Genomic DNA, 16,372 nt, shown 5'->3' with positions numbered 1-16,372 from the left:
TCCCCGCTCCCCTTCTGCCGCTACGGCCCCTCACCCAGCCGCACCTCCAACCGCCTGATCTCCGCCCGTACCCCGTCCCCATATCTGTCGTCAGCCAACGCACCCGCCGCTCCCCGCGCCCGGCGCAGGTGGACGCGGGCGGCTTCGGCGCGGTCGAGCTTCACATAGTCGGCGGCAAGATTCAGGTGCAGCGAGGGATACAGCGCCCGTACGGCCGGCGCGTCACGTCCGTCGCCGGCACCGGCCCCCTCGGCCTCGGTCAACGCCCGCAGATCCCAGGCCAGTTCGTCACAGGGGTCGTCCTGTGTATCGGCCAGGTAGTGCGCCAGGGTGCAGCGGTGCAGGGGGTCGCCGTCCTCGCCGAGCTCCGTCCACAGGTCCAGCAGCCGGCGCCGGGCCTCCTCGCGGTCCCCCGCGTGATGCAGCATGACGACCTGCCCGATCCGCGTCAGCACGGCATCGGGCGCCGTACGCTCCTGTCGCTCCGCCACCGCGTCCTCCGGGCCCTCGTCGGCTGATCCCTCGACGCTAACGGCCCCCACCGGCAAACCGGGTCAGGCCGCTCCGTACGGCACCCGGCCGGTCCGGGGCAGGACCGGCCCGCGGGCGGCTCAGCCGAGGTCGGGGATCCGCCAGTCGATGGGGTCGTGCCCCTGCAGAGCCACCGCGTCGTTGATCTGCGTGAAGGGGCGGGAGCCGAAGAACTTCTTCGCCGACAGCGGCGAGGGATGCGCGCCCTTGACCACCACGTGCCGCGTCTCGTCGATGAGCGGGAGCTTCTTCTGCGCGTAGTTGCCCCACAGCACGAACACCGCAGGGTCGGGCCGGTGGGCCACGGCCCGGATCACCGCGTCGGTGAACTTCTCCCAGCCCTTGCCCTTGTGCGAGTTGGCCTCGCCGCCGCGGACCGTCAGCACCGCGTTGAGCAGCAGGACGCCCTGCTGGGCCCAGGGCATCAGATAGCCGTTGTCGGGGACGGGGAGGCCGAGCTCCTCCTTCATCTCCTTGTAGATGTTGCGCAGCGACGGCGGCGTCTTCACGCCGGGGCGCACCGAGAAGCACAGACCGTGGCCCTGGCCCTCGCCGTGGTAGGGGTCCTGGCCGAGGATCAGGACCTTCACCTGCTCGTACGGCGTCGCGTCCAGCGCGGCGAAGACCTCGTCGCGCGGCGGGTGGACGGGACCCTTCGCCCGCTCCTCCTCGACGAACTCGGTCAGCTCCTTGAAGTAGGGCTGCTGAAGCTCGTCGCCCAGAACCCCGCGCCAGGACTCGGGTAGCATGGCGGTGTCGGTCACGTCAACTTCCTTACGATGTGCGGCGAACGGTGAGGGGCGACCGCGCTGCGGTCACTTCCAGGCCTCAGAACCTACAGGCGGCCACTGACAATCGCCCCGCCCACCGCACATCCCACCGCTACCAGCTGGTCTTGCGGTACAGCTCCCCCATCATCATGATCGTCGACGGGTCCAGCGCCCGTTCGGCGCCCGAGACCTCGGCGCTCGCGGCCACGTACTGCCGGCCCTGCCACAGCGGCAGCAGCCGCGCGTCGTCGACGAGGATGCGCTGGGCGTCCTCGAAGTCCTTGACGACGTTGGCCCGGTCGCTCTGGGCGCGGGAATTGGGCAGCAGGGTCTCGGTGATCTTGGGCGTCACGTACGGCGTGCCGAGCGCGTTCTGCTCGCCGACGAACGGCGCGATGAAGTTGTCGGCGTCCGGGAAGTCGGGGAACCAGCCACGCCCGAACACCGGGTACTCACCCTTCTGGTAACCGGCGACGTACGTCTTCCACGGGCGGCTCTTCAGCGTGATGTCGAAGAGGCCGGACTTGTCGAGCTGGCTCTTCAGCTCCTCGAACTCCGCCTTGGTCGCGGAGCCGTAGCGGTCGCTGGTGTACCAGAGGGTGAGCCGGACGGGGGTCGTGATGCCCGCGTCGGTGAGGATCGAGCGGGCCTTGTCCGCGTCGGGCTCGCCGTAGTCGTCGAAGAAGCCCGTGGTGTGTCCGGTCAGGCCCTTGGGGACCATGGAGTACAGCGGCTCGACGGTGTCCCGGTAGACCTTGTGGGCGATCGCCGGGCGGTCGATGACCTGGGCCATGGCCTTGCGGACGGCGGACTTGCCGGCCATCGGGTCCTTCGGGTTGAAGACCAGGTAGTTGATCTCGGTGCCGGAGCCCTCGATCAGCTGCAGCTCGTCGTCATCGTCGGCCTGGAGGTCGACGATGTCGTCGGCGGCGAGGCCACGGAAGGCGACGTCGAGCTCCTTGTTGCGCAGGGCCGCGACCATGGGGGGCGAGTCCTGGAAGTAACGGATGGTTACCGCATCGTTTTTGCGCTCCGCGTATCCCTGGTAGCCGTCGTTCTTGACGAGCTCGGCTCGCTTGCCCTCCTCGTAGGACTCCAGGGTGTACGGCCCGGATCCGACGATCGTGCCGTCCTCGCGCAGCTTGTCCGCCGGGTAGTCCTCGGGGTCGACGATCGACATCGCGGGCGTGGCGAGCACGAACGGGAAGGTGGCGTCGGCCTTGTTGAGGTGGAAGACGATCTCGCGGTCGTTCAGCACCTGGACTCGTTCGAGGCTGCCGAGCAGTCCGGCGGGGCCACCGTTGACGTTGATCTTCCGGATCCGGTCGATCGAGTGCTTGACGGCCTTCGCGTCGAGCGCGTGCCCGTCGGAGAACTTCAGGCCCTCGCGCAGCTCGCACTGGTACTTCATGCTCGAGCTGTCGGTGAACTGGCAGCTCTCGGCGGCGTCGGGCTCAGGGGCCGTCGAGCCGGAGGGGTAGCTGAGCAGTGTCTGATAAATGTTGCGGAACAGTTCCCAGGAGCTGTCCCAGGACGCGGCGGGATCAAGGGTGCTGGGGGCCGCGGTGGTCCCCACGACGATCGGCCCCTCCTCGTCCGTCGAGTCGGACGAAAGGACTCCGCATCCTGCCACCAGGGACGATATGGACGCGATGGCCGCCACCTGCCGCAGGCGTCGGATCCGGTTGAACACGCGCACGCTCCTCGATCTGCCATACCAAGGGTCGGCAGACCATACCGCAGTGTTCCGGCCGTTGGACCTCCCGTCTCAATGAGCACTTGTTCGATCTTGCGGTGACTACGTTGTCACCCGTCCTTCGTCTCCTGATCAGGATTTCCTGATACGCCGACACGGGCGCCGCTGGTGTCCAGCGGCGCCCGTGTCGAGGTGCCGTGTCGGCCGTGCCGCGGGCCCGTCCGTCAGCCGACGCCGGCGTTGAGGAAGATGCCGCCGTCGACGACCAGCGTCTGCCCGGTGACCCAGTCGGACTGGTCCGAGGTGAGGAACGCGGCGGCGCCACCGATGTCGGAGGGCACGCCGAGCCGGCCCAGCGGGTAGGCCGCGGCGGCCTCCGCCTCCCGGCCCTCGTACAGGGCCTGCGCGAACTTGGTCTTCACCACGGCCGGGGCGATCGCGTTGACCCGCACCTTGGGCGCGAACTCGTGCGCCAGCTGCTGGGTCAGGTTGATCAGCGCGGCCTTGCTGACGCCGTAGGCCGCGATGAACGGCGAGGGCGCGATGCCCGCGACGGAGGCGATGTTGACGATCGCGCCGCCGTTGTCCTTCTGCCAGGCGTGCCAGGTCTTCTGCGCGAAGCCGAGCGCCGAGATCACGTTGGTCTCGAAGACCTTGCGCGCGACTCCCAGGTCGAGGTCGGCGATCGGCCCGAACACCGGGTTCGTACCGGCGTTGTTGACCAGGTGGTCGACGCGGCCGAAGGCCTCCATGGTGCGCTCGACGGCGACGGCCTGGTGGGCCTCGTCGTGCGCCTTGCCGGCCACGTAGATGGCGCGCTCGGCGCCGAGCTGCTCGACGGCCTCCTTGAGGGCGTCCTCGTTGCGGCCGGTGATGCACACGCGGTCGCCGCGTGCGACGAGCGCCTCGGCGACGCCGTAGCCGATGCCTCGGCTGGCGCCCGTGACGAGGGCGACCTTGCCGGAGAGTTCAGGCAGTTCAGTCATGTCCGTGTCTTCCCAGTTCCTAGTCGAGCGGTCCGCCGGCGACGTACAGCACCTGGCCGGAGACAAATCCGGCCGCCTCGCCCGTGAAGAAGGCGATGGCGTTGGCGATGTCGTCCGGCTCGCCGACCCGCGCGACCGGGATCTGGGTGGCGGCGGCGGCCTTGAAGTCCTCGAAGCCCATGCCGACGCGGTCGGCGGTGGCCTTGGTCATCTCGGTGGCGATGAAGCCGGGGGCGACGGAGTTGGCGGTGACGCCGAACTTGCCGAGCTCCTTGGCGAGGGTCTTGGTGAAGCCCTGGAGGCCGGCCTTGGCGGCCGAGTAGTTGACCTGGCCCCGGTTTCCCAGCGCGGAGGACGAGGAGAGGTTGACGATCCGGCCGAAGCCCGCGTCCACCATGTGCTTCTGGCAGGCCTTGGACATCAGGAAGGCGCCGCGCAGGTGCACGTTCATGACGGTGTCCCAGTCGGCGACGCTCATCTTGAACAGCAGGTTGTCGCGGAGCACACCCGCGTTGTTGACCAGGATCGTCGGAGCGCCGAGCTCCTCGGCGATCCGCGCGACGGCCGCCTCGACCTGTGCCTCGTCGGAGACGTCGCAGCCGACTGCGATGGCCTTGCCGCCGGCCGCGGTGATCTTCTCCACGGTGTCCTTGCAGGCGGCCTCGTCGAGGTCGATCACGGCGACCGCGCGGCCCTCTGCGGCCAGCCGTACGGCGGTGGCGGCACCGATGCCACGCGCTCCGCCGGTAACCACGGCGACCCGCTGCTCAGTGGTGGACATTGCTGGTTCTCCTCGCCCTCGAGATGCGGCTCGTGCGGAGCGCCCGATGGTGAGCGACCGCTTAGTACCTTCAGCAGACGTGACGCTAGAAGCCCTGGCACCCGGTGTCAACGGCCGACCGGCTGCGTGTGATCGATTCCCCGTACGACCGACGCGAACCGGGCGTACCCAGCCATGGTCCCCGCTCGGCCGTGTCCCGCCGTGCACACCCGAACGGCCTACGGCTGCGAGCCGCCGAGCACAAGGGCACCTAGCGTCGAAGCGCGAAGTCATCGATGGCCGGAAAGGAGGCGCTCCATGCGCCGTCGCACCGGTGCCGTCGGCACGCTGTTCGTGATCGCCGCGATTGTGCCGTTCGCCGAACCCGCTCACGCACAAGACCTGGACTGCCGCAGTTTCACCCACCAGGAGGACGCGCAGGCTCTCTTCGACTCGGACCGCAGCGATCCTCATCGGCTCGACGAGGATCAGGGACGGGACGACGGGATCGCCTGTGAGACGCTGCCCCGTCGCGGAGGCAACGGGGACCGCGGCGGCAACGGGGACGACGGGGGCATCATCTCGTCCACGACGCGCCCCAGGACCCGTTCCTCGGCGCCCGTGACGCCTGAGACTCCAGCCGCTGCCATCACGCCGGCCACGCCTGTCACACCCGCCACGCCTGCCACGCCTGTGACTCCTCGTCCCACTGCCACGCCGACCCGCGGCACCCGAGGCGGGATCGGCGGCGCCACGACGTCCGGCCCGGGCGGCTGGGACATCGCCATCGGCCTGGCCTTCGTCACGGGCTCCGCTCTCGCCGCCGGTTACGTGCTGAAGCGGCGCAGGGGCTGACGCCCGGCGCGCGTGCGGTGCCGACGCGGGGGCGGTCACCGCACCAACAGGTCCAGCAGTCGCTCCGTCTCGGCCGCCGGATCGGCGGTGAGCCCCGTGTGCACCGGGCCGGGCTGCACGACCGTCGAGCGGGGCGCGATCAGCCAGCGAAAGCGTCGCCCCGGGTCGTCGCCCGCGGCCTGCCCCGCCGCGTCGCCGCCCGCGCAGACGCCCTCGACGGCATGGAGTGCGGCCCGCACCCCGGCGACGTCGGCATCGGGGTCCAGCGCCCGCAGTCGGGTCTCGTCCAGGTGGGTCCGGGCAGCCACGTAGGACTTCGCCCGGCAGTACACGAGCACTCCGGCGTTGATGCACTCGCCGCGTTCGACGCGGGGTACGACGCGCAGGACGGCGTACTCGAAGACGTCGCGGTCGCCGCCCTGGCCCGGCCTGATGAAGTGGCGGTCGCTCACTTGGTCCCCTCGATTCCGTTGACGCGCTCGTGGACGACGGCCGCCCGGGCCAGCAGTGGCCGCGCGTAGGCCCGCCTGAGGTCGTCCGCGGTGTCGAAGCCGGGCTCGCCGGCCAGCCAGGCGTCCGGGATCTCGGCGGTCACCTCGGTGAGCAGGTCCTCGGTGACCAACGGCGCCAACTCGGCGGCGGCTGCCCGCACGTCGGGGACGAAGCGGGCGAGGGCGTGGTCGGAGGCGTCGTAGGGGCGCTCCGCCGAGGCCTGTGCGCCGGGCCAGTTGTGCTGCCAGATCATGGTCGCGCCGTGGTCGATGAGCCACAGTTCGCCCTGCCACATCAGCAGGTTGGGGTTGCGCCAGGACCGGTCGACGTTGTTGACGAGAGCGTCGAACCAGACGACTCGGCCGGCGTCCTCGGGGCTCACCGCGAACGCGAGGGGGTCGAAGCCGAGGGCGCCGGAGAGGAAGTCCATGCCGAGGTTGGTGCCGCCGCTGGACCTGAGCAACTCCTGTACCTGCTGGTCGGGTTCGCCGAGCCCCAGCACCGTGTCGAGTTCCACGGTCACCAGCCGAGGCACCCGGAAGCCCAGCCTGCGGGCGAGTTCACCGCAGACGACCTCCGCGACGAGCGTCTTGCGGCCCTGTCCGGCGCCGGTGAACTTCATGACGTACGTACCGAAGTCGTCGGCCTCGACGAGTCCCGGCAGCGAGCCGCCCTCACGCAGCGGCGTGATGTAGCGGGTCGCGATGACTTCCTTGAGCATCGCCCCAGGTTACTGGGGTGGGGACGGCGCCCGGGGGCGGCCCGGGGGTGCGGTGCGCCGCCGCGTCGACAGCAAACCGACAGCCCTCGACAGGGAACCGACAGCTCCGCTTTACCCACGTCCAGTCGGGACCGGGTCAGGATTTCGACAGCGTCTGAACAGCCGGTCCGAATGGACCGTACCTCTCGGCAGATCACGAATGACCGGAAGGAACGTCAGCATGACCAGCGAATCAGTTCAGCCCATGTCGGGTCCGAGCCGCCGTACCGTCGTGGCGGCGGTCGGCGCGGCGGGGCTCGCCGTTGCGCTGACCGCGTGCGGATCGGGCGACGACGCGTCCGGCTCGTCCACCGAACAGGGCGCCGGCGCCGGCGCGACCACCGAAGCGAGCGGCTCGTCCGGCGGGGCCGGCGCGGGCGGTGCGGCGCTCGCGAAGACCGCCGACATCCCGGAGGGCAGTGGCAAGGTCTTCAGCGACGAGAAGGTCGTGGTCTCACAGCCCGCGGCGGGCGACTACAAGGCCTTCTCCACGATCTGCACCCACCAGAACTGCCCGATGACGGACCTCAAGGAGGACACCCTCTCCTGTGCCTGTCACGGCAGCCAGTTCTCCGTTCTCGACGGCAGCGTGAAGAAGGGCCCCGCGACCCAGCCGCTGGCCGCCAAGCAGATCAGCGTGTCGGGCGACTCAATCACGCTCGCCTGACCCGGGACGGGCGCTTGAGGCCGCCCAGTACCTCGTCCGTGGTCGCGACCGTGGCGACCAATGCGAGGGTGTGGCGGATCATCGCCGGGGTGTAGTCGGAGGGCACTCCGGCGATGGCGTCCCGGGGCACGACCACGACGTATCCCCGGTTCACCGCGTCGAAGACGGTGTTGGGGATCGCGACGTTGGCCGAGACTCCGGTGACGACGAGCGTGCGGCAGCCGAGGTTGCGCAGCAGTGCGTCGACGTCGGTGCCCTGGATCGGGGACAGGCCGTGCAGTCGTCGTACGACGAGGTCCTCCTCGGTGACCTCGATCGGCGCCGCCACGCGTACTGCCGTCGTTCCGGACAACTGCTGGACGGGGAGCCGTTCGGCTGCGCGGAAGAGGCGGGCATTGTGGTTGGCACCGCGGCCGTCGGGGCGGCGTTCGGCGATCGCGTGGATCACCTGGACGCCGCTCTCGTGGGCGGCGGCGACCAGCCGGGCGACGTTGCCGAGAGCGCCCGAGGAGCGGGCTTCCTTGGCGAGTTCGGGCAGCGCACTGTCCGGTCCGACGACGCCCTGCTGGCATTCGACGGTGAGTAGGACGGTGGTCGCGGGGTCGAGGAGTTCACTGAGCTCTGCGGGCGACGGCATGGTTCCCCCTGTGACCGACGGCGTGGGCGGGCGAGCGTAGCCACCATTGCGTGTGGACGGAAGACGACTCATCCTTTTCTGACGTGATGTCAGAGGATCTCTCCTCTGGCACGACGTGAGAGAAGAGAAGAGGGGGCCGCATGACCGTCACTCAGCGCCGGGGCCGGAAGATCATGATGACGCCCGGTGAGCTGGACGAGTTCCTCGCCACGCAGCGCACCTGCCGGGTCGCCACGGTGTCCGCCGACGGCTTCCCGCATGTCAGCGCGCTGTGGTTCGCCTGGGACGGCAACTCGCTGTGGCTGTACTCGGTGGTCCGCAGCAAGCGGTGGACCGAGCTGCGCCGCGATCCGCGGGTCGCCGTCGTGATCGACACGGGTGAGGAGTACGAGCAGCTGCGCGGCGTCGAACTGTCCGGCACCGTCGAGTTCGTGGGCGAGATCCCGCGCGTCGGCGAGCTGCGCGCAGAACTCGACGTCCCCGAGACACTGTTCGCGCGCAAGAACTTCGGCCTCGACGAGATGCCGCACGACGGCAGGCACGCCTGGATGCGGCTGACGCCACAGAAGATCGTGTCCTGGGACTTCCGGAAACTGGGGTCGCGCTAGCGAGTCTCAGTCTCCGGCGATCTTCTCGGCCGCCGCCTGCAAGGCGTCCACCGCCGCCCGGATCGACGGGCGGCGGTCGGCGTCCGCGCGCCACACCGCGTACACGTACCGGTGGACCCGATCACGGACGGGCACGACCCGCACCCCGGGCAGCATCGGGTCACGGCCCAGCCGGGGCGCGACACAGACGCCCAACCCGGCCGCGACCAGCGCGAGTTGGGTGTGATGCTCCTCCGCGCGATGGGCGATACGGGGCTCGATGCCCTTGGTGCGCAGCGTGTAGACCAGCCACTCGTGACAGAACTCGCCCTCGGGCCAGGCGACCCACTCGTCGTCCGCGAAGTCCTCCAGGTCGACCTCCCGCCGTTCGGCGAGCGGGTGCCCCTCGGGCATGGCGATCTCCACGCGGTCGTCGAGGATCGCGGCCTTGGCGAGTCCCTCCGGCATGGGCAGCGGCTTGTTGTACCAGTCGAGGACAACGGCCACGTCGGCGTCCCCCCGGACCACCGCGGCGACCCCGTCCTCGGGCTCCAGCTCCCGCGTCCGCAGACGCAGCGCCGGATGGCCGGCCCGCAGCGTGGTGAGCGCGGCGGGGAACAGGCCCCGCAGGGCGGTGGGGAACGCGACGAGCCGCAGCTCACCGACCACCTGGCCGCGCTGTGCCTCCAGATCGGACTGGGCGAGCTCGACCTGCGACAGGATGCGCGCCGCATGCTCGGCGAGCAGCAGCCCCGCGTCCGTGAGCCGCACACCCCGGCCGTTCTTGGCGAGGAGCTGCTGGCCGACCTCCCGCTCCAGCTTGGACATCTGCTGCGAAACGGCCGACGTCGTGATGTGCAGGCCCTCGGCGGCACCGCTGACCGAGCCGTGCCGAGCGAGGGCGTCGAGGGTGCGCAGGCGCTCCAGGTTCAACATGTAAGCAATACTACGAGATACTGCGCCGAAAATCTCGATTGTGCTACGAGATTGCGTGGCGGACCGTTGCTGCCATGAGCATCGCCTCCTCCACCGGCTCCGCCTGCCCTGGCTCCGTCTCCACCAGCACCGCCTCCACTGACTCCGCCTCGACCGGCCCCGCCTCCCACGAACCGGCCGAGGCCGCGCCGCACCCCCGCCTCGACTGGCGGCTGCGCTTCGCCGCGCTGTCCCTGCTCTGGGGCTTCAGCTTCCTGCTCATCAAGGTGGGCACCGACGGCTACGCCCCTTCCAGGTCACGCTGGGGCGGCTGGTGTTCGGCACGGCGGTGCTCGCGGTCGCGATGGCGGTGAAGCGGGAGCGGCTGCCGCGGGGGGCGCGGACCTGGGGGCATCTGGCAGTCGCCGCGTTCCTGCTCAACGCGCTGCCGTTCTCCCTGTTCGCGTACTCCGAGCTGACGATCCCGTCCACACTCGCGGGTATCTGCAACGCGACCTCGCCGCTGTGGGGGATGGCCCTGTCCCTGGTCGCCCTCTCGGAGGACCGGCCGACCCGGATCAGGGTCGCCGGGCTCGGCGTCGGCTTCCTCGGAGTTCTGACCGTGCTCGGGGCGTGGCAGGGCTTTCACGGGCTGGATGCCACGGGGACGGCGATGGCGCTGCTGGCCTCTTTGAGCTACCCGATCGGCTGGATATACGTCCGACGCACGCTGGCCGGCTCGGCTGAGTCGCATCTGTCGCTCACCGGTGCGCAGTTGCTGCTCGCAGCGGTGCAAATTGCCGTTGTGACGCCGATGTTCACCTCCGTGCCGACCCGCTTTCCGATACTGCCGCTGCTCGCGGTCGTGGCGTTGGGAGCGCTCGGGACGGGGCTCGCGGTTCTGATTCAGTACGGGCTGGTCGCGGAGGTCGGGCCGACCACGGCCCAGATGGTCACGTACTTCATTCCCGTCATTGCCACGGTGGCCGGTGTCGCTGTGCTCGGCGAGTCGTTGGCCTGGACCACACCGGTCGGGGCGGTGATCGTTCTTGTGGGGGCCGCGCTCACTCAGGTGAAGCGGGGCGCCTGATGCAGGCCGGCGTGCCCAGCCGCGTCAGGCGTAGCCCCTCGCCGGCGTCGACGCCACCGCCGTCGCCACCGCGTCGGCCAGCGGGGTGACCTCGTCCGGGGCGAGAGTCGCGACCGTGATGCGGATTCCGGGTGGAGCGCTCATCCGGAATCGCGCGCCCGGCGCCACCGCCCAGCCGGCGTGCAGCAGCCGGGCCACCGCGCCCGTCTCGTCGGGCACCGGGACCCACACGTTCAGGCCGCTGCGGCCGTGCGCCGTGATCCCCCGCTCCGCCAGCGCGGCGATCAGCGCGTCGCGGCGAGCGGCGTACGCCGCTGCCACCCTCGCCGGGTCGACGGCGCCCTCGGCCCACAGCCGCACCAGGGCCCGCTGGCCGAGGCGGCTCACCCAGCCGGGACCGAGGCGCTGGCGGCCGCGTACCCGGTCGACGGTGACGGGGTCGCCGGTGAAGACGGCGAGCCGCAGGTCGGGGCCGTAGGCCTTGGCGGCCGAGCGGACGAAGGCCCAGTTGTGGGTGGTGCCGGCGAGGGCGTGCAGGGGCAGGTCGACGATGCCGTGCCCGTGGTCGTCCTCGATGAGCAGGACGTCGGGATGGTCCGTCAGCACGGAGCGCAGGGCACGCGCGCGTGCGGCGGTCACGACTGCGCCCGTCGGGTTCTGCGCCCGGTCGGTGACGATCAGGGCGCGTGCGCCCGCCTCCAGGGCCCGGCGCACGTCGTCCGGCAGCGGGCCCTCGTCGTCCACGCCGACCGGGGCGGTCCGCAGTCCGACGGCGGGGGCGAGGTCGAGCAGGCTGCCCCAGCCGGGGTCCTCGACGGCAACGGTGTCGCCGGGCCTGAGGTGGGCCGCGAGGACCCGTTCGATCACGTCGAGCGAGCCGGAGGCGACTGCGATCGGCCCGTCCGGGACGCCGTCGGCGTCGAATGCGGCCCGCGCGCTGCGCGCCAGCTCCGGTTCCACGGCCGCGTCCCCGTACAGGACAGGCTCCCGGTCGTTCTGCTCGGCGGCCGCGGCGAACGCCTTGGCCAGGGGCGGCAGCAGCGCGGGGTCAGGGTTGCCGCCGGCCACGTCCCGTACGCCCTCCGGCACGTCCACCCGGATGGACTCGCGCCCGGTCGTGGCCGGCTTGGGCCGCACCCGGCTGCCCCGGCGCCCCGCCGTCTCGATGACCCCGCGCTCCCGCAGGATCCGGTAGGCGGCCGCGACGGTATTGGGATTGACGCCCAGCTCCACCGCCAACTCCCGCATGGGCGGCAGAAGTTGACCCGGCTCCAGGTCACCGGCACCCACCGCACGCTCGACGCTCGACGCAATGTCCGCTGCGCGACGCCCTTCGATCCGATATCCTTCTAGCACAAACCAAATTATGCACTAGTGCAATAGAGATCGCAAGACGCATCGCTAGGCGCATCGCAAGGGAGACCGAAATGCAGGGGACCACACAGCCGACGCAGCAGCCCGCCGCCTATCCGGCGACCGACCGCACGGTCCCCACGCGCTCCCCGGACCGGGCCTCGTACGACAAGGAGCTCGTGCACGCGCTACTCGACCAGGCCTACGTCTGCCACCTCGGCTTCGTCCGCGACGGCGCACCGGTCGTGCTGCCCACGCTGTTCGCCCGGGTCGGCGAGACCCTCTACGTCCACGGCTCGACGGGTTCGCGCCCGCTGCGGATGACCGGCCGGGCCGACCCGGGACTGCCGGTGTGCCTGACGGTCACACATGTCGACGCGCTGATCCTGGCCCGCTCGGCCTTCCACCACTCGATCAACTACCGGTCCGTGGTGGTGCACGGCACCGCGTACGACGTGACGGACACACAGGAGAAGCGGACCGCCCTGGACGCGCTCGTCGACCACGTCGTGGCCGGCCGGTCCCGGGACTCACGGCCCGCCAGCAAGAAGGAACTGGCCGCCACCGCCGTCATCCGCCTCGACCTCGACGAGGTCTCCGCCAAGCTCCGCACCGGCGGCGTGAACGACGAGCCCGAGGACCTCACCCTCCCCCACTGGGCCGGCGTCGTCCCCCTGCGCAGGGGCTACGACGCCCCCGTCGGCGACCCGGATCTGGCTCCCGGCACCGAACTCCCCGACTACCTCAGGGCGCTGTGATGCTGATACACCCTTGGGACGCGCCCCGCGACGACGACGAGTGGCAGCGGTGGCTGGCCGTCCACGACTTCGGGCACCTCGTGGTCAACGGCCCGGAGGGCGAGCCGCCGTTCGCCCAGCCACTGCACTTCGCGTACGACGCCGAGCGCGGCGAGGTCGTCACCCACCTGGCCCGCCCGAACCCGATGTGGCCCGCACTGCTGGCGCACCCCGAGGTCGTGCTGAGCGTGGTCGACGACTACGCCTACGTGCCCGGCCCGTGGCAGGCGGCACCGGACCAGGCACCCGAGCACGGCGAACCGACCAGCTTCTACGCGGCGGTCCAACTGCGCTGCCGGGCCCGTGTCGTGGACGACCCGGCCGAGAAGGCCGAGCTGCTCAACCGCCAGGTCGGCCACTTCCAGCCGGAGGGAGGCTCGGCGGAGGTCGCGGTCGGCGAGGCGCCGTTCGGCAGGCTGTTGTCCGGCGTCCGCGGGCTGCGGCTCGAAGTCACCGGCGTCCGCGCGAAGTTCAAGTACGCGGGCAGGCGCACGGCGCAGGTGCAGGACCGGATCGCCGTGAAGCTGACGGAACGGGCCGGTCGGGGTGACGCGGCGGCTCGCGAGCACATGCTGCGTCGACGGCCGGCCTGAGCGAGCGGGCGCTCAACGACCCTCCGCTCACCCGAGGGGCCCCGCACCGGGCGGTGCGGGGCCCCTCGCGCTCACGCGGGCAGCCGTCGTGCGCCCCGGGCCTCCGCCACCGCCAGCCCTGTGACGGAGCCGAGCATCAGCAGGGTGCCGGCGAGGGTCGGTGCCGTCAGGTGTTCACCGAGCAGGAGGACGGCGAGCACCGCCGCGCTGACCGGCTCCAGCAGCATGATCACGGACACGGTGGCCGACCGTACGGCGGCAGCGCCCGCGAAGTAGAGGGCGTATGCGAGGGCGGTGGGGACGGCCGCGATGTACGCCAGCAGCCAGCCCAGCTGTACGGGTTCGGCCGTGTGCGGCACGAGTCCCTCGGCGAGGGCGAACGGCAGCAGGCACAGGCTGGTGACCGCGAAGGACCGCACGGACGTACCGGCGGCGTCGGCCCCGCCGTCGCGCCCCCACTTCCGTGTCAGCAGGGTCATCACGGAATACCCCGCCGCGGACACGAGGGCTAGCAGCACGCCCCACGGCCGTACGGTCGCCCCCTCCCCGCCGAGTGCCAGCACCGCGAGCCCGATGAGTGCACCGGCCACGGCCGCGACACCGCCACGGCCGAGCCGCTCCCCCAGCGTCAGTCGGGCGCCGAGCGCGATGAACACGGGGCCGGCGCCGAGGGTGACGACTGTGCCCACGGCGAGTCCGGTGACGTCGACGGCAGCGAAGTACGCCGTCTGGAACACGGCGAGCCCGACGCCCGTGGCCCCGGCCCGCAGCGCCTTGCGGCCGAGTGGCTCGGATACGACGGACTGCGCCCGCACACGCACGCGGGGCCGCAGGAGACGGACGGCCAGCAGCAGCATGAAACCGATCGCGCAGCGCCAGAAGGAGAGGGCGACCGGTCCCATGTCACTGGCGCGGTAGACCAGGGAGGCGGCGGCGCCCGCGGTGCCCCAGGCGGCACCGGCGACGATCAGATAGAGAAGGCCACGCCCGATGGGCAGGCCGGAGACAGCGGTGTTCGACACGAGTTGTTCTCCGCAGACATGCAGAAGTGCTGGAAGGAGCCCGGGTCAGCGGGATCCGTGGACTTCGTCTGCGGGCAGCACCGTTCCGCCCGGCGTGACACCGGGCAGGTGTTCCGGAGGGCCCGCCTCAGGCGGCCGGAGGCGGAAGAACGAGTGCCGTGGAGTGCATGATCCGCACCCTATGCGGCCGGTTCGCGGGCCGACAAATCCCTTTCCGGACCGCCGCTCGCCACCGGCTCCGGGGAGCCCTTCGCGGGTGCCGACGACTGCGCGATGAAAGCGCCGGCCAGGACGACCGCACCACCGATGATCTGCGGCGCGGAGAGGTGCTCGCCGAGCAGGAACCAGGCCAGGACGGTCGCGATGACCGCTTCGAGGCACGCGACGACGCCGGCGACCTGCGGCGAGAGCCGGCGTACGGAGACGACTCCGGTGACGTATGCGATGACCGTGGCGACCAGGACGATCCAGGACAGCAGCAGGGCGGCCGCGACCGGGGTGCCGTCCATGTGCGCGGTGCCGCCGAGTACGGACCAGTCCATCGTCCAGGGGCGGGCGACCACGGTGAGTACGCCGGCGCCGATGAGGAGGCCGTAGGCGATCACGCCGAGGGGGTCGGGGGCGTCGGCGCCGGAGTCGCTGCCCTGGTCGGACAGGACGAAGTAGCCGACCTGGCAGCAGGCGGCGCCGAGAGCCAGGAGCAGTCCGAGCGCGTCGAAGCTCAGCCCGGACCAGATCTCGACGACACAGGCGAGCCCGCCGACCGCGAGGACGACCCCGACCGCTGCGGCGGGCGTGACCGGCCGCCGCTGCACGAACCGCACCCAGCCGAGGACGAGCGCGGGGGCGAGGTACTCGACGAGCAGCGCGACCCCGACCGGGATGCGGGATATCGAGGCGAAGTAGAAGGCCTGCACACCGGCCACGCCGAGGAGTCCGAACCCGGTGAGCAGGGCGGGGCGGCGGCGCAGCAGCGCGCGGTGGCGCACGGCGAGCGGCAGCATCACGAGGGCCGCGCCGGCGACCCGTAGCCACACGACGTGCAGCGGGTCGAGCCCCGCCTCGATCAGAGGCTTGGCTGCGACACCGGACCCGCCGAAGGCGACCGCGGAACCGAGCGCCAGACCGAGCCCGACGCCCTTGCCGCGGCCGGCCGGACTGTTTTCAGACATACGCACCGGCCCATGATGACAGCCGATGACATGAGCGTCATCCCCGATGACACCTGTCTCACCGGGTGGACGGCGGGGCGGCCTCGCGAGGGTGCCGGGGAGCGCGTGGGACTAGCGGGCGGTTTCGCCGCCGCCGACGTATTCGTCCCGGTGTTCGTCGATGCGGGCGCGCAGGGCGTTCGCGTCGATGCCGGCGCGGGCGAGCACCTCGACGGCGCGGGCCTGCGGGTCCACGATGATCGCGGCGAGGAGGTCGATGCCGCGAGCCTGTGTGTCGCCGCGCGAGGTGGCACGTCGGCGGGCGTACTCCATCGCGCTCGCGGCCAGCGGGGAGAACCCGTCACCCTCCATGACCACGGGTACGCCGCCGGAGTCCTCGACGCTGCCCTGCCAGCGCAGGCCGTAGCCGATGGTGCGCTGAACGAGGTAGCCGAGGAGGCGGGCGATCTGGGGTCCTTCGCCGAAGACGGCGTACACGTCCCGGTCGTGCTCGAGAAGCGAGTGCAGCAGATGGGCCGTGTCGATCTGCCGGTCCCCGTCCCTGACCGCCCGGCGGCGGGCGCCGGAGATCACCGCTGCCAGCTCGTGGCTGAGCCTGGCATCGTCCGCCGCGGCGTCCGGGCGCCGGCAGTCCTGCTCCTGGGCCGACTGCCGGGGGATACGGGGTTGCACATCCCCTACCTCATCAA

The 16,372-nt window shown here is 71.1% G+C and carries 18 protein-coding genes and 1 pseudogene; 6 read left to right on the top strand and 13 right to left on the bottom strand.

Annotation, left to right across the window (positions count from 1 at the left end; translation table 11 throughout):
- Positions 1–20: 20 nt before the first annotated feature.
- The 5 genes from OHO27_RS36130 to fabG form a co-directional block, all read right to left on the bottom strand.
- Positions 21–491, bottom strand: coding sequence for a hypothetical protein (locus tag OHO27_RS36130; RefSeq protein ID WP_328430653.1), 471 nt, complete (start codon positions 489–491; stop codon positions 21–23).
- Between the two features lie 120 nt (positions 492–611).
- On the bottom strand, positions 612–1,295 hold the full coding sequence (locus OHO27_RS36125; RefSeq protein ID WP_328429136.1) for a uracil-DNA glycosylase: 684 nt from the start codon (positions 1,293–1,295) through the stop codon (positions 612–614).
- A 118-nt stretch (positions 1,296–1,413) separates the two neighbouring features.
- Positions 1,414–2,994 carry an ABC transporter substrate-binding protein gene (locus OHO27_RS36120; RefSeq protein WP_328429135.1) on the bottom strand — a complete coding sequence of 527 codons (1,581 nt, stop codon included), beginning with the start codon at positions 2,992–2,994 and terminating at the stop codon, positions 1,414–1,416.
- A gap of 227 nt (positions 2,995–3,221) precedes the next feature.
- Positions 3,222–3,983, bottom strand: a complete 762-nt coding sequence (locus OHO27_RS36115) for an SDR family oxidoreductase (RefSeq protein ID WP_328429134.1) — start codon at positions 3,981–3,983, stop codon at positions 3,222–3,224.
- Between the two features lie 19 nt (positions 3,984–4,002).
- A complete protein-coding gene (gene fabG / locus OHO27_RS36110) occupies positions 4,003–4,764 on the bottom strand; it encodes a 3-oxoacyl-ACP reductase FabG (protein ID WP_328429133.1) in 762 nt (253 codons plus the stop codon).
- Positions 4,765–5,061: 297 nt separating this feature from the next.
- On the opposite strand from fabG, the gene OHO27_RS36105 reads away from it, so the two are divergent.
- Positions 5,062–5,598 carry an excalibur calcium-binding protein gene (locus tag OHO27_RS36105; RefSeq protein ID WP_328429132.1) on the top strand — a complete coding sequence of 179 codons (537 nt, stop codon included), beginning with the start codon at positions 5,062–5,064 and terminating at the stop codon, positions 5,596–5,598.
- 35 nt (positions 5,599–5,633) lie between these two features.
- Here OHO27_RS36105 and OHO27_RS36100 read toward each other — a convergent pair whose 3' ends face one another.
- Entirely contained in the window at positions 5,634–6,050 is a 417-nt protein-coding gene (locus tag OHO27_RS36100) for a DUF3037 domain-containing protein (protein WP_328429131.1), read from the bottom strand.
- Complete coding sequence (locus OHO27_RS36095; RefSeq protein ID WP_328429130.1) at positions 6,047–6,811, bottom strand: HipA family kinase; 765 nt, start codon at positions 6,809–6,811, stop codon at positions 6,047–6,049. The genes OHO27_RS36100 and OHO27_RS36095 overlap by 4 nt, the downstream gene beginning before the upstream one ends.
- A gap of 220 nt (positions 6,812–7,031) precedes the next feature.
- Here OHO27_RS36095 and OHO27_RS36090 point away from each other — a divergent pair, with 220 nt between their 5' ends.
- A complete protein-coding gene (locus OHO27_RS36090) occupies positions 7,032–7,517 on the top strand; it encodes a Rieske (2Fe-2S) protein (RefSeq protein WP_328429129.1) in 486 nt (161 codons plus the stop codon).
- Here the strand turns inward: OHO27_RS36090 and OHO27_RS36085 are convergent.
- On the bottom strand, positions 7,504–8,154 hold the full coding sequence (locus OHO27_RS36085; protein WP_328429128.1) for a cysteine hydrolase: 651 nt from the start codon (positions 8,152–8,154) through the stop codon (positions 7,504–7,506). The genes OHO27_RS36090 and OHO27_RS36085 overlap by 14 nt on opposite strands.
- 140 nt (positions 8,155–8,294) lie before the next feature.
- On the opposite strand from OHO27_RS36085, the gene OHO27_RS36080 reads away from it, so the two are divergent.
- Positions 8,295–8,762, top strand: a complete 468-nt coding sequence (locus tag OHO27_RS36080) for a pyridoxamine 5'-phosphate oxidase family protein (protein WP_328429127.1) — start codon at positions 8,295–8,297, stop codon at positions 8,760–8,762.
- A gap of 6 nt (positions 8,763–8,768) precedes the next feature.
- On the opposite strand, the gene OHO27_RS36075 is transcribed toward OHO27_RS36080, so the two are convergent.
- Positions 8,769–9,677, bottom strand: a complete 909-nt coding sequence (locus tag OHO27_RS36075) for a LysR family transcriptional regulator (RefSeq protein WP_328429126.1) — start codon at positions 9,675–9,677, stop codon at positions 8,769–8,771.
- A gap of 74 nt (positions 9,678–9,751) precedes the next feature.
- Between OHO27_RS36075 and OHO27_RS36070 the strand changes: the two are divergent.
- Positions 9,752–10,746, top strand: a pseudogene (locus OHO27_RS36070) (DMT family transporter).
- 24 nt (positions 10,747–10,770) lie between these two features.
- Here OHO27_RS36070 and OHO27_RS36065 read toward each other — a convergent pair.
- The gene (locus tag OHO27_RS36065; RefSeq protein ID WP_328429125.1) at positions 10,771–12,102 is read right to left on the bottom strand and encodes an aminotransferase class I/II-fold pyridoxal phosphate-dependent enzyme; all 1,332 of its coding nucleotides are present in this window, start codon (positions 12,100–12,102) and stop codon (positions 10,771–10,773) included.
- A gap of 71 nt (positions 12,103–12,173) precedes the next feature.
- On the opposite strand from OHO27_RS36065, the gene OHO27_RS36060 reads away from it, so the two are divergent.
- Positions 12,174–12,857 carry a pyridoxamine 5'-phosphate oxidase family protein gene (locus OHO27_RS36060; protein ID WP_328429124.1) on the top strand — a complete coding sequence of 228 codons (684 nt, stop codon included), beginning with the start codon at positions 12,174–12,176 and terminating at the stop codon, positions 12,855–12,857.
- Positions 12,857–13,489, top strand: a complete 633-nt coding sequence (locus OHO27_RS36055; protein WP_328429123.1) for an FMN-binding negative transcriptional regulator — start codon at positions 12,857–12,859, stop codon at positions 13,487–13,489. The genes OHO27_RS36060 and OHO27_RS36055 overlap by 1 nt, the downstream gene beginning before the upstream one ends.
- A gap of 71 nt (positions 13,490–13,560) precedes the next feature.
- Here OHO27_RS36055 and OHO27_RS36050 read toward each other — a convergent pair whose 3' ends face one another.
- The 3 genes from OHO27_RS36050 to OHO27_RS36040 form a co-directional block, all read right to left on the bottom strand.
- A complete protein-coding gene (locus OHO27_RS36050; RefSeq protein WP_328429122.1) occupies positions 13,561–14,511 on the bottom strand; it encodes a DMT family transporter in 951 nt (316 codons plus the stop codon).
- 179 nt (positions 14,512–14,690) lie between these two features.
- Positions 14,691–15,683: an EamA family transporter gene (locus OHO27_RS36045; protein WP_328430652.1), complete on the bottom strand. Its 993-nt coding sequence runs from the start codon at positions 15,681–15,683 to the stop codon at positions 14,691–14,693.
- A gap of 111 nt (positions 15,684–15,794) precedes the next feature.
- On the bottom strand, positions 15,795–16,355 hold the full coding sequence (locus OHO27_RS36040) for a Clp protease N-terminal domain-containing protein (RefSeq protein ID WP_328429121.1): 561 nt from the start codon (positions 16,353–16,355) through the stop codon (positions 15,795–15,797).
- Between the last annotated feature and the right edge of the window lie 17 nt (positions 16,356–16,372).

Origin of the sequence: Streptomyces sp. NBC_00443, assembly GCF_036014175.1 — a bacterium.
In the GTDB taxonomy this organism is placed as follows: Bacteria; Actinomycetota; Actinomycetes; order Streptomycetales; family Streptomycetaceae; genus Streptomyces.
This window is presented reverse-complemented; position numbering and strand designations above follow the sequence as displayed.

Coding starts and splice junctions, on each gene's coding strand:
- fabG (WP_328429133.1), bottom strand. CDS start 4,764: ATGTCCACCACTGAGCAGCGGGTCGCCGTGGTTACCGGCGGAGCGCGT.
- OHO27_RS36105 (WP_328429132.1), top strand. CDS start 5,062: ATGCGCCGTCGCACCGGTGCCGTCGGCACGCTGTTCGTGATCGCCGCG.
- OHO27_RS36080 (WP_328429127.1), top strand. CDS start 8,295: ATGACCGTCACTCAGCGCCGGGGCCGGAAGATCATGATGACGCCCGGT.
- OHO27_RS36060 (WP_328429124.1), top strand. CDS start 12,174: ATGCAGGGGACCACACAGCCGACGCAGCAGCCCGCCGCCTATCCGGCG.
- OHO27_RS36095 (WP_328429130.1), bottom strand. CDS start 6,811: ATGCTCAAGGAAGTCATCGCGACCCGCTACATCACGCCGCTGCGTGAG.
- OHO27_RS36115 (WP_328429134.1), bottom strand. CDS start 3,983: ATGACTGAACTGCCTGAACTCTCCGGCAAGGTCGCCCTCGTCACGGGC.
- OHO27_RS36055 (WP_328429123.1), top strand. CDS start 12,857: ATGCTGATACACCCTTGGGACGCGCCCCGCGACGACGACGAGTGGCAG.
- OHO27_RS36090 (WP_328429129.1), top strand. CDS start 7,032: ATGACCAGCGAATCAGTTCAGCCCATGTCGGGTCCGAGCCGCCGTACC.
- OHO27_RS36045 (WP_328430652.1), bottom strand. CDS start 15,683: ATGTCTGAAAACAGTCCGGCCGGCCGCGGCAAGGGCGTCGGGCTCGGT.
- OHO27_RS36085 (WP_328429128.1), bottom strand. CDS start 8,154: ATGCCGTCGCCCGCAGAGCTCAGTGAACTCCTCGACCCCGCGACCACC.
- OHO27_RS36075 (WP_328429126.1), bottom strand. CDS start 9,677: ATGTTGAACCTGGAGCGCCTGCGCACCCTCGACGCCCTCGCTCGGCAC.